Annotated in this window: 14 protein-coding genes; 8 read left to right on the forward strand and 6 right to left on the reverse strand. The window is 43.6% G+C overall.

Annotated features, from left to right (window positions below):
* Nucleotides 1–133: 133 nt before the first annotated feature.
* From clpB to rluD, 3 genes are all read right to left on the reverse strand, one after another.
* Entirely contained in the window at nucleotides 134–2,707 is a 2,574-nt protein-coding gene (gene clpB, locus M9194_RS07945; RefSeq protein ID WP_250612096.1) for an ATP-dependent chaperone ClpB, read from the reverse strand.
* Nucleotides 2,708–2,826: 119 nt separating this feature from the next.
* Complete coding sequence (pgeF, locus tag M9194_RS07950) at nucleotides 2,827–3,561, reverse strand: peptidoglycan editing factor PgeF (RefSeq protein WP_250612097.1); 735 nt, start codon at nucleotides 3,559–3,561, stop codon at nucleotides 2,827–2,829.
* Nucleotides 3,561–4,535 carry a 23S rRNA pseudouridine(1911/1915/1917) synthase RluD gene (gene rluD, locus M9194_RS07955; protein ID WP_250612098.1) on the reverse strand — a complete coding sequence of 325 codons (975 nt, stop codon included), beginning with the start codon at nucleotides 4,533–4,535 and terminating at the stop codon, nucleotides 3,561–3,563. The genes pgeF and rluD overlap by 1 nt, the downstream gene beginning before the upstream one ends.
* Nucleotides 4,536–4,671: 136 nt before the next feature.
* Here rluD and bamD point away from each other — a divergent pair, with 136 nt between their 5' ends.
* From bamD to yjjX, 4 genes are all read left to right on the forward strand, one after another.
* Nucleotides 4,672–5,394 (forward strand): outer membrane protein assembly factor BamD, encoded by a 723-nt coding sequence (bamD, locus tag M9194_RS07960; protein ID WP_250612099.1) that lies wholly within the window; start codon nucleotides 4,672–4,674, stop codon nucleotides 5,392–5,394.
* A gap of 353 nt (nucleotides 5,395–5,747) precedes the next feature.
* The gene (gene hpf, locus M9194_RS07965; RefSeq protein ID WP_250612100.1) at nucleotides 5,748–6,071 is read left to right on the forward strand and encodes a ribosome hibernation-promoting factor, HPF/YfiA family; all 324 of its coding nucleotides are present in this window, start codon (nucleotides 5,748–5,750) and stop codon (nucleotides 6,069–6,071) included.
* Nucleotides 6,072–6,328: 257 nt separating this feature from the next.
* Nucleotides 6,329–7,504, forward strand: coding sequence for a prephenate dehydratase (gene pheA, locus M9194_RS07970; RefSeq protein WP_250612101.1), 1,176 nt, complete (start codon nucleotides 6,329–6,331; stop codon nucleotides 7,502–7,504).
* Between the two features lie 18 nt (nucleotides 7,505–7,522).
* Nucleotides 7,523–8,050, forward strand: a complete 528-nt coding sequence (gene yjjX / locus M9194_RS07975; RefSeq protein WP_250612102.1) for an inosine/xanthosine triphosphatase — start codon at nucleotides 7,523–7,525, stop codon at nucleotides 8,048–8,050.
* 75 nt (nucleotides 8,051–8,125) lie between these two features.
* Here yjjX and trpR read toward each other — a convergent pair whose 3' ends face one another.
* Nucleotides 8,126–8,425, reverse strand: a complete 300-nt coding sequence (gene trpR, locus M9194_RS07980) for a trp operon repressor (protein ID WP_250612103.1) — start codon at nucleotides 8,423–8,425, stop codon at nucleotides 8,126–8,128.
* Nucleotides 8,426–8,619: 194 nt separating this feature from the next.
* On the opposite strand from trpR, the gene arfB reads away from it, so the two are divergent.
* Nucleotides 8,620–9,033, forward strand: coding sequence for an alternative ribosome rescue aminoacyl-tRNA hydrolase ArfB (arfB, locus tag M9194_RS07985; RefSeq protein WP_250612314.1), 414 nt, complete (start codon nucleotides 8,620–8,622; stop codon nucleotides 9,031–9,033).
* Nucleotides 9,034–9,323: 290 nt separating this feature from the next.
* The gene (locus M9194_RS07990) at nucleotides 9,324–9,584 is read left to right on the forward strand and encodes a DUF5062 family protein (RefSeq protein ID WP_250612104.1); all 261 of its coding nucleotides are present in this window, start codon (nucleotides 9,324–9,326) and stop codon (nucleotides 9,582–9,584) included.
* A gap of 88 nt (nucleotides 9,585–9,672) precedes the next feature.
* On the opposite strand, the gene M9194_RS07995 is transcribed toward M9194_RS07990, so the two are convergent.
* A complete protein-coding gene (locus M9194_RS07995; RefSeq protein WP_250612105.1) occupies nucleotides 9,673–11,625 on the reverse strand; it encodes a transglycosylase SLT domain-containing protein in 1,953 nt (650 codons plus the stop codon).
* Between the two features lie 248 nt (nucleotides 11,626–11,873).
* Between M9194_RS07995 and ettA the strand changes: the two genes are divergently transcribed.
* Both ettA and M9194_RS08005 read left to right on the forward strand, forming a co-directional pair.
* The gene (gene ettA, locus M9194_RS08000) at nucleotides 11,874–13,541 is read left to right on the forward strand and encodes an energy-dependent translational throttle protein EttA (protein ID WP_250612106.1); all 1,668 of its coding nucleotides are present in this window, start codon (nucleotides 11,874–11,876) and stop codon (nucleotides 13,539–13,541) included.
* Nucleotides 13,542–13,645: 104 nt separating this feature from the next.
* Nucleotides 13,646–14,041, forward strand: coding sequence for a PilZ domain-containing protein (locus tag M9194_RS08005; protein ID WP_250612107.1), 396 nt, complete (start codon nucleotides 13,646–13,648; stop codon nucleotides 14,039–14,041).
* Nucleotides 14,042–14,121: 80 nt separating this feature from the next.
* On the opposite strand, the gene tyrA is transcribed toward M9194_RS08005, so the two are convergent.
* Nucleotides 14,122–15,249 carry a bifunctional chorismate mutase/prephenate dehydrogenase gene (gene tyrA / locus M9194_RS08010; RefSeq protein WP_250612108.1) on the reverse strand — a complete coding sequence of 376 codons (1,128 nt, stop codon included), beginning with the start codon at nucleotides 15,247–15,249 and terminating at the stop codon, nucleotides 14,122–14,124.
* Between the last annotated feature and the right edge of the window lie 8 nt (nucleotides 15,250–15,257).

A 15,257-nucleotide genomic window follows, 5' to 3' on the forward strand; every position in this document is an offset into this window, starting at 1 on the left:
CCCATCTCGTTGGCAAGCCCTAATTTAAATAAAATCGCAGATTATTTGCCGTTCGATTAATAATAAAGCGAATTAGTGTTTAAATACACAAAAGGAGGCTTAAACGCCTCCTTTTGCTGTTAGTTAATTGAGTTTATTGTCTTGTCGCGATATGACCATCATCAACAACCAATTCGATTTCTTTCTCAGGATCAAGGTTGCCTGCTAGTATTTCTTTCGCTAATGGATTCTCAACGCTCTGCTGAATCGCACGTTTAAGTGGCCTTGCTCCGTATACGGGATCAAATCCAACTTTGGCAATCAAATCCAGTGCTTCATCAGAAACCGACATGTGATAACCACTTTCTTCCATTCTCTGTGAGAGTCGTTTGAGTTGAATAGAAGCAATAGCCTTAATATTCTCTTGAGCCAGTGGATGGAAAACCACACTTTCATCTACACGATTCAAAAACTCTGGCCTAAAGTGTCGGCCGACAATTTCCATCACCTGAGTCTTCATACTGTCGTAATCTAACTCCATAAAGTTCTCTTGGATGGTTTCCGAGCCCAAGTTAGAAGTCATTATCACTACTGTGTTTCTAAAGTCGACGGTGCGACCTTGTCCATCAGTTAAGCGACCATCATCTAATACTTGAAGCAAAATATTGAAAACATCCGGATGGGCTTTTTCCACTTCATCAAGCAAAATGACCGAATATGGTTTACGACGAACCGCTTCTGTCAAATAGCCGCCTTCTTCATAGCCAACGTAGCCTGGAGGTGCGCCTACCAATCGTGCAACAGAATGCTTCTCCATAAACTCCGACATATCGATACGAACCATCGCATCTTCACTGTCAAACATAAAGCTTGCGAGTGTTTTGCATAGCTCCGTTTTACCCACACCTGTTGGGCCTAAGAATAGGAACGAGCCAATCGGTTTATTTGGATCGGCTAACATGGCTCGGCTACGACGTATCGCATCAGACACTACCTCGACGGCTTCAGCTTGACCGATAACTCTATTGTGTAGCACCTCTTCCATGCGAAGCAGCTTTTCTTTTTCCGCTTCTAGCATCTTAGACACCGGAATACCCGTTTGCTTGGAAAGTACTTCTGCAATTTCAGCATCGGTCACTTTGTTCTTCAGCAACGTCATTTCCTGCATTTCAGCTTGAGTAGCCAGGTCCAACTGCTTCTCTAGTTCAGGAATACGGCCATACTGCAGCTCAGACATACGGTTTAGGTCACCAGCACGACGAGCAATGTTTAAGTCCATACGCGCGTTTTCAAGTTCAGTCTTAATGTGTTGCGTTCCTGATAGCGCGGCTTTCTCGGTATTCCATACCTCTTGCAGCTCAGCAAATTCTCTTTCTTTAGAAGACAACTCTTCGTTGAGAATATTGAGACGTTTGGCGCTTGCGTCATCTTGTTCATTGGTTAAAGCTTGTTGCTCGATTTTCAATTGAATGATCTTGCGCTCAAGTTTGTCCAGCGACTCTGGTTTAGAGTCAATTTGCATGCGAATGCTCGACGCTGCTTCGTCGATTAAATCGATGGCTTTATCCGGTAGCTGTCGGTCTGACACATATCGATGAGACAAGCTCGCCGCAGCTACAATAGCTGGGTCCGTTATTTCTACATGGTGATGCAGCTCATAGCGTTCTTTTAATCCACGCAAAATAGCAACCGTGTCTTCAACACTGGGTTCATCTACCAATACTTTCTGAAAGCGACGTTCAAGAGCTGGGTCTTTTTCGATATATTGACGGTATTCATCCAACGTTGTCGCACCCACACAGTGAAGCTCACCACGGGCCAACGCAGGCTTTAGCATATTGCCGGCATCCATTGAACCTTCACCTTTACCAGCACCGACCATAGTGTGGATCTCATCGATGAAAAGGATGATGTTGCCTTCTTCTTTCGACAATTCATTGAGCACGGACTTTAAGCGTTCTTCGAATTCTCCACGATATTTTGCACCTGCAACCAACGCGCCCATGTCTAACGAAAGTACGCGTCTACCACGTAGACCTTCTGGCACCTCGTTGTTGACGATACGCTGAGCAAGCCCTTCAACGATTGCTGTTTTACCAACACCTGGCTCACCGATGATTACTGGGTTGTTCTTGGTACGGCGTTGTAGAACTTGGATGGTACGGCGAATTTCATCATCACGGCCGATCACTGGATCTAGCTTGTCTTGCTCTGCTCGTTCAGTCAGATCAATGGTGAATTTTTCCAGTGCTTGACGCAAATCTTCTGCATTCGGGTCATTGACCGACTGACCGCCACGCACTTGGTCAATAGCCATGGAGACTTTTTCTTCAGTTAAACCTAAATCTTTGAGGAGTTTGCCAAGTGGTCCTTTATCTTGTATTGAAGCAAGCAAAAAAACTTCAGAAGAGATGTAGCTGTCTTTGCGCTTTTGAGCCACTTTGTCGCACAGATTAAACAACGTACCCATGGCACTTGAAAGCTGCACATCGCCACCAATACCGGTGACTTTCGGTAAGGAATCTAGCATCTCAGCCAGTTTAGAACGCAAATGAGTGACGTCCACATCGAGCATGGTCATCAGTGGGCGAATTGGACTGCCATCTTGATCCAAAAGTGCCACCATTAAGTGGACAGGTTCGATATATTGATGATCGCGCCCTAGTGCGAGCGACTGGGCATCAGAGATGGCGATTTGGAATTTACTGGTAAACCGATCGAGTCGCATTTAACTCTCCTAAACAAAAACTATTTTAACTCATTTATAGGAGGTAAAATGGGACCGAGCCAGTTAATTTTCAAGTAATAAATGCGGTGTGGATAGGTTATAAATTCGTTACATATCGCTCATTTTTTACTATCTATCCAGATAACACTGGCTTGTCGACCGGTCACACCATCTCGTCGATAAGAAAAATACCTTTGCGAGTCTTGAAAGGTACAGATATCACTGGAATACACCGACTCTACACCGACTGCGTTTAGCCTTTTTGTTGCCAAAAGCGACATGTTTGCCATCCACTTCCCTTTTGTACTGGTTTCGACGAAAGCTTCGGAAAAGTCTGAGCTAACGGCCAGAAACTGACGCCGAACGTCATCACCAACTTCAAATGCCTCTGGCCCGATTGCTGGCCCAATCCATGCCATAATCTCACCGTGCATTTTTGCCACTGCATTTTCCAGTATCCCGCCAACTAATCCTCGCCAACCAGCGTGGACAGCAGACACCTGACTACCATCGGTATTGGTCAATAGTACGGGTAAACAATCTGCAGTCATGACACAACAAACAATATCACTTTGACTGGTATAGGTTCCATCAGCATCAAATACGTTATTGGTTGATTGATTTATTTCCAATACGTGGGTGGAATGGGTTTGGTTCAACCATATTGGCGAACAGGGCAGTTCGGCGGCGTTGACCAACCAATCTCTATTTTTAGCGACAATATTGGCATCATCGCCAACATGTTGTCCTAAGTTCAACCCTTGGTATGGCGAGTTGGAAAACCCGCCTAATCGGTTCGTGGACAAAGCTTTAATGTGCTCTGGTGCAGGCCAATTTGGCAAGATCCAGCTCATCAATAATCTTCCGAATGATTCAATTTAGCGTCCTCACGCAATGCTTCACTCATGGCCACCATATCCTCTGGTACAGGCGCATGGAATTCGAGAAGCTCGCCAGTTATCGGGTGTTCAAATTTAAGCATCACCGCATGCAGCGCTTGGCGATCAAACTGACGAATTTTTTCTGCCAGCTCTTCGGTTGCCCCTTTCGGAATTCGAGCGCGACCACCGTAAGCCGTATCACCTAATAATGGGTGCTGAAGATAAGACATATGAACCCTGATCTGGTGAGTTCGGCCAGTTTCTAAACGTAGACGGATTCTTGTGTGTTCACGGAAATGTTCCGCGACTCGATAATGCGTGACCGCAGGTTTGCCCATTGGTGTCACCGCCATCAAGGTGCGTTTTGTTGAATGTCGTCCAATTGGCTGCTCTACTTTACCCCCCGCCGTCATGGTGCCGATCGCTATCGCTTCATATTCACGAGTGATGTTTCTCTTTTGCAAAGCACGAACCAAACGTGTTTGCGCAGGGACTGTTTTCGCAACAACCATTAGACCCGTCGTATCTTTATCGAGACGATGAACGATACCCGCTCTAGGCACTTCTGCAATATCAGGGTAACGATGAAGCAAAGCATTGAGGACGGTCCCATCCGGCGTCCCGGCACCAGGATGGACGACAAAGTCACGCGGTTTGTTGATGACTAAGATATCCTCATCTTCGTAAACCACATCCAATGGAATATCCTGAGCTTCCCACCTTTCCTCAGATTCAATTTCCGCAAAAACAGTAATGACCTCACCTCCCATTACTTTATAGCGAGGCTTAGTTATCACTTCTCCATCCACGTGAACTTTTCCTTGTAAAAGCCACTCCTTTATCCGTGAACGGGAAAAATCACTAAATAGCTCAGCAACGGCTTGATCTAATCGTTGCCCTAACTGGCTGTCTTTTACGGTGTTTGTTAATTCTATCTGTTGGCTCATATCGAACTTTTTCAAAAACTGTGAGACTAATGCTCAACACTGTGGAAAAATAGGCTAATTCAGCATTGTATCTGTTACTGCTATGAAAGTAACGAGAGCTATCGAAATATTTAAATTCAAGGAATCGCCCCAACACATGAAAAAGCGTTCTCTATTCGGTTTAGTCACACTGTTAACGTTATTTGGCTGTTCAAGCAGCAAAGAGGTCGTGCCAGACTTGCCGCCTGCCCAACTATACGCTCAAGCGAAGGCCGCTTTGCAAGAGGGATACTTAACGGGTGCTATTACTAAACTTGAAGCAATGGATTCTCGTTATCCATTCGGCCCCTACTCTGATCAAGTACAACTTGATTTGATTTATGCTTACTATCGTAACGATCAGCTGCCATTAGCGCTGGCTTCTATTGACCGTTTCATGCGCTTAAACCCTACTAGTTCGAAGTTAGACTGGGTTCTCTATATGAGAGGGCTAACTCATATGGCGCAAGATACCAACTTCTTACAAGAAGCATTAGGCATAAACCGGAGCGATAGAGATCCAACACCAGCAGCAGAAGCTTTCGCCGACTTTAAGAAGCTGTTGGAGCGTTACCCAAATAGTCCATATGCCGCCGATGCAGAAAAGCGCATGTACGCATTAAAGAATCGCCTAGCGGATTATGAGCTTTCCATCGTTGACTTCTACGTAAAACGCAAAGCGTGGATCGCCGCTATCAATCGCGCCCAAGCACTGCAAAAATCCTACCCAGATACAGACGCAGCTCGCAAGTCATTGAAGCTCGAACTGGAGGCTTATAAAGTCTTAGGATTGCAAGGTCCAATTGCCAATACGGAGCAGCTTATAAAGCTAAATCCTTAAGCATTGACCCCAATAATGAAACAAACCCTCAAACGCAATGTTGAGGGTTTGTTTTATGGAAGGTAATAAAGAATAAGAAAAGCGTGTGGAATCAGCCTGTTGGTTGGTGTTTTTCAGACCGCACATCTCTCCCCAAAATAAACCAATTCTAGCGTATAACCTGTCCCCAATGTAACGCTTTCACAGAGAAGTACAAGCAATTTGTGTTCATAAACAAAAGACTATCTGCAAAAGATCACGTTTAATTCTCTCTAGAACTTTTTGCACACAAATATTGATATAGATCACATTTTTTTATTATTAGTGCGGTACTCTGAAGTTAACCCACAAGGGTAGCTACAGAGGAAAAATCTATGAAAGTTACAATTACAGGCAAAAATATTGACATCACCTCTGCAATCCGTGCGCATATTGAAAACAAATTTAAGAAGCTAGAAAAGTGGCAAGTTGATATCATTTCTTGCCAAGCGGTATTTAGTGAAGAGCCCAATAAACAAAAAAAATTTGAAGCCGTAATTAAGGTGCCTAAAGGCCAGTTAGTTGCCTCCTCCATGCATGAAGATTTATACGCTGCGATCAACGACGTTGAACACAAACTCGAAAGACAAATGAACAAGCTACGTCATAAACCCGCGGCTCGTAGAACAGAAAAGGTTGAAGTTGAAGAAACCGAATAGATAACCAATGGCCTATTGATAGCGCCGCAAGGCGCTATTTTTTTATCGACACTATCGCAATAAGTCTTGACGCTGTTAGCCTGCTTGCTTATTGTGTCTGAGTGTTGAATTACTCACAACGACTTTATGCTATTTTCTCCTCTGTTCTTTTTTGACTTATTTTTTCCACATTAGCTCTGGAGGCTAAGTAGTTTGCGTAAATAAGCAAAACGAACAGAAAGCCTCCCACTGGGAGGTTTTTTATTAAGGACACTTTCATGACTGACAAACAATATTCGCTCGAAGAAATTCGCCTACGCTTGAATGAACTCGATGATCAAATGCTTTCTCTATTATCGGAGAGACGAAAGTTGAGTATTGATGTAGCCAAAAGTAAAGTGCAAACGTCTAAACCTGTGCGCGATGCGAACAGAGAGCAGCAGCTGCTCGTTAAGCTAATTAATAATGGCAAAGAGAAATACGATCTCGATGCTCAGTATATTACCAAGCTCTTTCACACCATTATTGAAGACTCGGTACTCCTTCAGCAGTCATATTTGCAGAAATTAGCCAACCCAGAAAGCCAAAAGCCGTTAGCCAGAGTTGCCTTTTTAGGGTCAAGAGGCTCCTACTCACATCTTGCTAGCCGAGAGTATTTCAGCCGCAAACACACAGAGCTGATCGAACTAAATTGCGAACAATTTAAAGAAGTCACCTCAACCGTAGAATCAGGTCATGCAGACTATGGTGTGTTACCCATCGAAAATACCAGCTCGGGTTCAATCAACGAAGTGTATGACCTATTGCAACACACGACTTTATACATCGTTGGTGAGCTGACTCTACCTATAGAACATTGCTTGGTGGCCACCTCCGATATCCAGCTTGAAAACATTAAGACGCTCTACTCTCACCCACAGCCGCATCAACAATGTAGTGAGTTTCTCAATCGCTTAAAGGGAGTGAAACTGGAAATCTGCGCAAGCACTGCCGATGCGATGAAAAAAGTCAAAGAGCTCAATCGCAGCGACATCGCCGCCATTGGCAATGCGTCAAGCGGTAAGCTTTACGGGTTGCAATCGATTCAGAGCAATATTGCCAACCAAACCGAAAATCATACTCGATTTATTGTCGTCGCTCGTAAACCGGTCGAGGTTTCAACGCAAATACCTGCAAAAACCACTTTGATCATGTCCACCGCGCAAGACGCAGGCTCACTTGTGCAAACTTTGCTTGTTTTGCAAAAATACGGCATCAACATGACCAAACTTGAATCAAGACCGATCATGGGAAATCCTTGGGAAGAAATGTTTTATGTGGATTTGCAGTCTCATTTAGCCTCGAGTGATATGCAGCAAGCCATCACAGAGCTCACTAAAATCACCAAGTTCCTTAAGGTATTAGGCTGTTACCCTATTGAGAACATTTCCCATACCCAAGTGAAAATCGATTAAGAATAGAATAAGAAACATATGAAAACGGTTATTATCACCTCTTTGAATCCAGCAAAAATCAATGCAGTTAAAAGTGCCTTTGCGGACGTTTTTCCAAACCAAGCGTTTCGCTTTGAAGGAGTAAAAGTCGCCAGTGGCGTGGCCGACCAGCCAATGACAGATAAAGAAACTCACCAAGGTGCGTTAAATCGAATTCGCAATGCGAAACAACTAACAGCAGAAGCAGATTATTACGTTGGTCTAGAAGCGGGAATTGAAAACAACGTGACGTTTGCTTGGATGGTGATTGAATCAGACTCAGTACGTGGTGAGTCCCGCTCGGCAAGTTTAATGTTGCCACCATTGGTATTAGGGAAGCTCAAAAGAGCCAACGAGCTGGGCGATGTGATGGATGAAGTATTTGGTACGGAAAACATTAAACAAAAAGGTGGTGCAATCAGCCTGCTGACTCAAAACCAATTGACTCGTAGCTCTGTATACCATCAAGCGTTAGTCTTGGCACTGATTCCATTTTCCAATCCAGAACATTTCCCTGCCAACTTATAGCTCTAGTTCAAACTAAAATGCCAGCAACAAACGCTGGCATTTTAGATGATGGAACCATTTTCTATCACCAGCTTTTTATTGCGGCTTCAACAAAAGCTCAGCTATCTGACATTTTTCTTGCTCTGACTTTGCTTTCAGTTCATTTGAACCACGGGTAATCGTCGCAATGCCGACACCAAGCTCTTGGCTCATTTGCCGCTGTGACAACTCCCCTTTTAACAGCTCACTTAAAATATTGGCTCGAGTGACCAAAGCATCTCTTTCATCAGGCGTGAGCATCGTCCCTAATAGCAGCTCATGTTGACCGGTTTCTATCGCTCTATTGATAAGCTGTATGAACTGATCCCAATCATTGTACTCAGGGCTAAATGGCATGATTTATAAACTAACCTAGCGAGTGTGTTATGGATGCCTATTGTATACCAAATAGTGGTAACAGGTATATGTGAGCGGTTTAAGGTAATATAATAAAAGGACAGGCTTAATAATGTATTCCGTTAGTGTCTATTTCTCACCGCCAATCGAGTGTGAAAGTAATCAAAATTACCCCAGAACAAATAAGTACCGTCATGCTATCTATTTCAAACAATGTAACTATCGCTGATTGCGAGATTGAACTTAACGCGATTCGATCAGCGGGTAACGGCGGTCAAAACGTCAATAAACTAGCAACTGCCATACACCTTCGTTTTAACATCAAGAGCTCATCTTTACCAGCAAGCTACAAAGAAAAACTTCTTAAGCTTTCTGATAGCCGAATCTCCTCAGAAGGCATCATTGTTATCAAATCCCAACGATTCAGAACTCAGTTACAAAACAAAGAGGCAGCTTTAAAACGATTAAAAGATCTTATTCTATCCGCTGTAGTAGTACAGAAATATCGAAAGGCAACGAAACCAACTAAAGCCTCACAACGTCGACGAGTAGATAGCAAAACAAAGCGTGGTACGACTAAAACACTAAGAAGAAAGGTCACTATCTAATGAATAAAACTGGCCCACCTCAATTAAATTTGTAAGATCTGATAGCTTGGAAATTTTCTCAGGAAGCATAATGCTCACCAAATAGAGAGCTTGCGACGCTAATGGACTGGCTGATAATCGAAGTATGGTAGAAACGAGTCTGCTTTACAGTACTAAAAGGTAGTAACTCGAAGGGTTAATTCCATTAAATTTAGTTGTCACGTTACCGCCCACATTTCAGTTTTCTCATTGAGAGCACAATGTAGACTGCTTATACTAAGTACTCATGATATAAGGATAATGGTGATGGTATGTCGAAAATAAAGAAGATCATGAATGAAGATAAGTTGGTTAAGAAGGCTGTAGATGTCGGCTTACAAATGGCAAAACTGCAGGGCTTTGACTTACCACACTCTACTCAAGCGATAAAGATTAAAGCGGTGTACTTGTTTCTCGTGGAGGTTAATCAAATTACGCCATTACCCGAAAACAAAGCTGATGGCCCCAATATTAAAAAACGCCTAGCGTTATGGATGCACAATGCCCTACCTGATGATGATCCTCTAAAGTAATCGTTCCGTGTTTTGTATAAGAAAGCTAGTTAGCGTGATTTCAATCAGTTAGCGATTGTTAAGTCGCGCTTGTGCTAGCTTTCAACACCTAATATTTAGCCAATTTCTCTTTCTTCGTCAGAAATTGCCCATCAACGCCCATCAAATCGCGGTAGTAAGTTTCAAACATCAATATATTTTGCACATAACCACGAGTTTCACTAAACGGAATACTTTCAATAAAGGCATACACATCCAAGTTTTCATTCGATCTCTCACGCCACTGTTTTACGCGATGAGGACCTGCGTTATAGGCTGCGAAGGCTAAGATCCTGTTGTTGTTGAAACGCTCAAGCAAACCATTGAGATAACTACTGCCGATTTCGATATTCTTACCTACCGAATAGAGATCCCTAGCGCCTTTATATGGGATTCGATACTTCCTAGCAGTGTACTGAGCGGTTCTTGGCATAATCTGCATAATGCCTCGAGCACCAACCGGAGAGCGGGCGTTTACGTCTAGGGCACTTTCTTGCCGAGCGAGAGACATCAGCGTGATCGGGTCGATACCATGTTTTTCGGCATAATGATCAAACCACCATTGATGAGCTATCGGAAATCTCAGCTGCACATTGTCCCACAATCGCGCAGATATCGAGGCCGTTACCGTTAGATGATGCCAGTTTTTATCCGCAGCATAAGCCGCTAACATTTTTTTCTCTTCGATATCGGCATGGCGCAAAAGCCAGTTCCATTCACTTTTCGCACTCGAGAGTTTGGTACGATCTATCAGTTCTTGAATACGATACAATGCCTTTTTATGCGGCTCTAATACCGAATGGTCTAAGTTCAATGACGTGGTTGGATAAGCCACGGGAACCCCAATAAAGCCTGCGGCCGCGACACTATAAAAGTTACGTTTTCCCAATAACTTAGAAAGCCTCGCTTTACCTTGGTGATAGGCACCTAATGCTATTTCACTTCTCCCTAACCAATATTGCCAGCGAAGCGAATCTTGTGCATCTTGACTTAAATGAGCAATCCATTTTTGGGTATCAAGCCAATCATTGTGTTGGATTGCTAAGCGAGTCCTTCTTTCAATCAGCTTGTCATCTATAGACATTTCGACGACATCGTCTCGCCATTGGATAAGAGGTTTGGAATCAGTATTCATTAATCGAATAGCAATAAATTCGGCAATCTTTTGCTTATCAGAGTCATGAAAGTAGTTTTTCGCCATCACTTGTGAAAACGCGACTTGTGCTTTCTCTACATTTTTTCTCGCTAATCGCTGCAAAGCAGTGATGATTTGCACTTGATAGAACTCACTTCCATCCGAGTGCTCTCTTGCAAACCGAGCAACATTTTCTGGACGACGATACAATCGCTCCATCTCAGCCGCTTTTTCTTTCGCTTGGGAGGATTTTAGCTGCCTTTTTAAATAGCTCATTAGGCCAGTGTTTCTTTCTTCAAAGGCTAACAACATGCGCTTTAGAATCACGTCGTCGGTTTTAAACCCCGCTCTATCCCAAGCGTTAATCAACTTATCACATTGTTTGGAAATACTGTCTCCTGAGAGCCACAGCTTACTCATTCCATCGTAAGCTTCTTTTTTATCACCTACTTTTAGCTTTGCAGTATAGTAATAGCATTGATATTGCTCACCTTTTGGCTCGTTGGTTTGAAATTCTAGCAACCTTCGCCATTGCCCCCGATAGGCCAAAGACTCCAAATAAGGGGCACGAACCAAAACAGAAAACGGATATGAATAGTTATCTTCAATGAATTGATTCACTTGCTTAGGTGTTTTGCTGGCTAAATTAATAAGAAAGGCTCGATAATCGGTATAAGGCGTGAGTGGGTACTGGGCTATTTTTGAACGCATCGATTGATACTGCTTGATTTGCCTTTTATCGAGGAGCTTTTGCGCTCTATCGTACAAAGAGCGTTGCTCTTGAATGTTGGTGACTGGGCTGGCGAAAGCGCTGCCGACAAAAAGAAGCGCACATGCACTTGAGCAGCTTATGAACTGGTAGATTTTGCTTGAGCTTTTACTTTCCATGTTCCTCACTTCCAAGTTGTGCTGAATTAAAATGTTAACACCATGTTAACTACAGGTCAAAAAACAAACAACTCATCCGATCTGGATTCACAATTAATAAAACTCATAGTTCAAGCTTGCAACTGGTTACGAATGGTTTACTGTCAGCTTGATACACGGATCGATAAAAGCTTATTCACCGTGTAACAAAACCTTTTCGATTGGTATAAAATAGCTGTTTATGTGTTTCAAATTAGGATTGATCAGCAATGGCTGAATATGTTTATACCATGTCGCGGGTGAGTAAAATCGTCCCACCCAAACGTCAAATTCTCAAAGACATCTCGCTAAGCTTTTTCCCAGGTGCAAAAATCGGCGTATTGGGCTTAAATGGCGCAGGTAAATCCACATTGTTACGGATCATGGCGGGCATTGATACCGATATAGATGGCGAAGCCCGCCCACAACCAGGTCTCAACGTCGGTTATCTTCCACAAGAGCCGCAGCTTGATGAATCTAAAACCGTGCGAGAAGTCGTCGAAGAAGCCGTATCTGACGTTGCAGACGCCCTAAAAAGATTGGATGCCGTCTACGCGGCATACGCAGAAGCCGACGCCGACTTTGACGCACTAGCCAAAGAGCAAGGCGAACTAGAAGCGTTAATCCAAGCGAAAGATGGGCACAATCTAGAAAATGCGTTAGAAAGAGCGGCAGACGCACTACGACTACCAGAATGGGACGCTAAGATTGAGCATCTTTCAGGTGGTGAAAGACGCCGCGTTGCTATTTGTCGCCTACTGCTTGAAAAGCCAGACATGCTGTTACTTGATGAACCGACTAACCACCTAGATGCTGAGTCTGTTGGCTGGTTAGAGCGCTTTTTGGTGGACTATAACGGTACCGTTGTGGCGATTACCCACGACCGTTATTTCCTAGATAATGCCGCTGGCTGGATATTGGAGCTTGACCGTGGCGAGGGCATTCCTTGGGAAGGCAACTACACCTCTTGGCTTGAGCAAAAAGACGCTCGTCTGAAACAAGAAGCTTCGCAAGAAAAAGCACGTCAGAAAACCATTGAGAAAGAGCTTGAATGGGTTCGTCAAAACCCGAAAGGCCGCCAAGCAAAATCTAAAGCTCGTATGGCACGCTTTGAAGAGCTCAATAATACCGATCACCAAAAGCGTAATGAGACCAACGAGCTGTTCATTCCACCGGGTGAACGTTTGGGGGAAAAGGTTATAGAGGTCAACAACCTCACTAAATCCTTCGGCGATAGAGTATTAATTGATGACCTTTCTTTTAGCATTCCTAAGGGTGCTATCGTTGGTATCATTGGTGCAAACGGCGCGGGTAAGTCAACACTATTCAAAATGCTAAGCGGTACTGAACTACCGGATTCAGGATCCATCGAGCTTGGTGAAACGGTAAAACTTGCATCTGTTGATCAGTTCCGTGACAACATGGATGACAGCAAAACAGTATTCCAAGAGATCTCTGAAGGCGCTGACATCATCAAGATTAACAACTTTGAAATCCCAGCGCGCGCATACTGCTCTCGCTTCAACTTTAAGGGTGTTGATCAGCAAAAAGTGATTGGTGAACTCTCAGGTGGGGAACGTAATCGTGTCCACCTTGCCAAGCTGCTAAAAGCCGGGGGTAATGTCTTACTTCTCGATGAGCCAACCAACGATTTGGACGTAGAAACCTTGCGTGCGCTTGAAGAAGCGTTACTTGAGTTCCCAGGATGTGCAATGGTTATCTCGCATGACCGTTGGTTCCTAGATAGAATCGCAACACATATTCTAGACTATCGTGATGAAGGACAGGTTAACTTCTACGAAGGCAACTATACTGAGTATAGTGAGTGGTTAAAACAAACGTTAGGTGCGCAAGCAGCTGAACCACATCGTATAAAGTACAAGCGTATCGCTAAGTAAGTTAATACGATAAAGCCGCACACAGTGCGGCTTTATTACTTCATTACTAGAATAAATAGAGATGAAGTACTTTTATGGATGAACATTAGGGAAGACAACGAGTTATGGCAGAAAGACGCCGATTTTCACGCATAATATACCAAGCACCCGCCACGATTAAGCAAGGTGGCACAGTGGTCGAAGCCAATATTCAAGACCTATCATTGCATGGCCTATTGCTTAGTGTAGATGAAAAAAATACGGAGTTAAATTGCGATATATTGGCTGATATCGAATTTACCTTGCCCAGTAGCGATATAGTGATCAGTTTAGTGGCCAATTTAATTGGCATTAAGAAAAACATCATTCATGCCAGTATCGACCATATTGACCTCGAAAGCATTGCCCATATAAGACGCTTAGTTGAACTTAATGTTGGCAATGACGATTTATTACATCGGGAGTTAGAGCACTTGTCTGATCTTGGTGAACACCTATCCGATTTAGGCGAGCAGTTATAAACATTCGATAGTATTGATACATAGCATTCGAAAAGCTCGCAGTACAATCAACCACGAGCTGTACCATTTGTCGCCCAAATCTACTCGCGATGAATTGAATCGTTCGCCTGTTTTAGCAGACTCTGGCTTTCATGCATAAATTTTTGTGAATACTCACCGAACCACTCACTAACCTCTTCAAAGCTTTGAATAAAGGCAGCTTTACCATTTTGTTCCAACAGTTCTACCGCTTCACCTAATCTAGAATAAAAGCGTTTTATCATTTCTACATTATCTTGTGATGAAAAAATAATGTCGCCGTACAGGTTTGGGTCTTGTGCAAACAATCTGCCAACCATGGCCAGCTCTAGGCGGTAAATAGGAGAGCTAAGCTCGAGTAAACTGTCGAGCTCTGGGTTTTCTTGGCTCAAATGAACGCCGTAAGCATAGGTCGTAAAGTGCCTTAACGCCTGGATTAGCGTCATGCCATTATCATGCTTTAACGCATCAATCTCTCGTAACGTAGCACCCCAGATAGCAAACTGCTCTAGCAACCATTGATATTGCTCTTCACCACGGCCATGGCAATATACAATAACTTGTTTCGCAAAGCTTGAGACATCTGGACCAAACATAGGGTGAAGACCCACTACTGGCCCAGAATGGGCCTTCATCATTGCCTGCAATGGAGAAGACTTAACGGATGTGAGATCGCATAAAATACAATTATCTGGCAATTGATTGAGCTTATTAATCACATCGACCGTGAGATGAATAGGTACCGTGACCACAACCATTCCAGCACGAGACAATAACCCATCTGCCTTGTCCCAGTCTTGGCTGCCAATCACATCAACCTGATATCCAGAAAGGGCAAACATCTTGCCAAACAATCGCCCCAACTGACCATGACCACCCACAATAACAACTGAACCAAGCTTTGGATTTAAGCATTTAAAACCAGAGTCTTTCTCACTGGCGTAAGACTCACGCATAGTGCGGCGCAAGATATCTTCGATGAGCTGTGGAGGAACGCCTATTCTCTCAGCTTCTTTCCTTCTGGAGGCTAACATCGCTGCTTCTCTATCCGGCGCGTAGATCGGTAAGCCGTGCTCGCTTTTCACCTCTCCTACTTTTTCCACCAGTGCTAACCGCTGCGAAAGCAAATCCAATATTTGTTTATCCACGTCATCTATTTGATCGCGCAATTCACTCAGTTCAACTGCCATTACATCTA

This window comes from Vibrio sinus (genome assembly GCF_023634645.1).
GTDB classification, from domain to species: domain Bacteria; phylum Pseudomonadota; class Gammaproteobacteria; order Enterobacterales; family Vibrionaceae; genus Vibrio; species Vibrio sinus.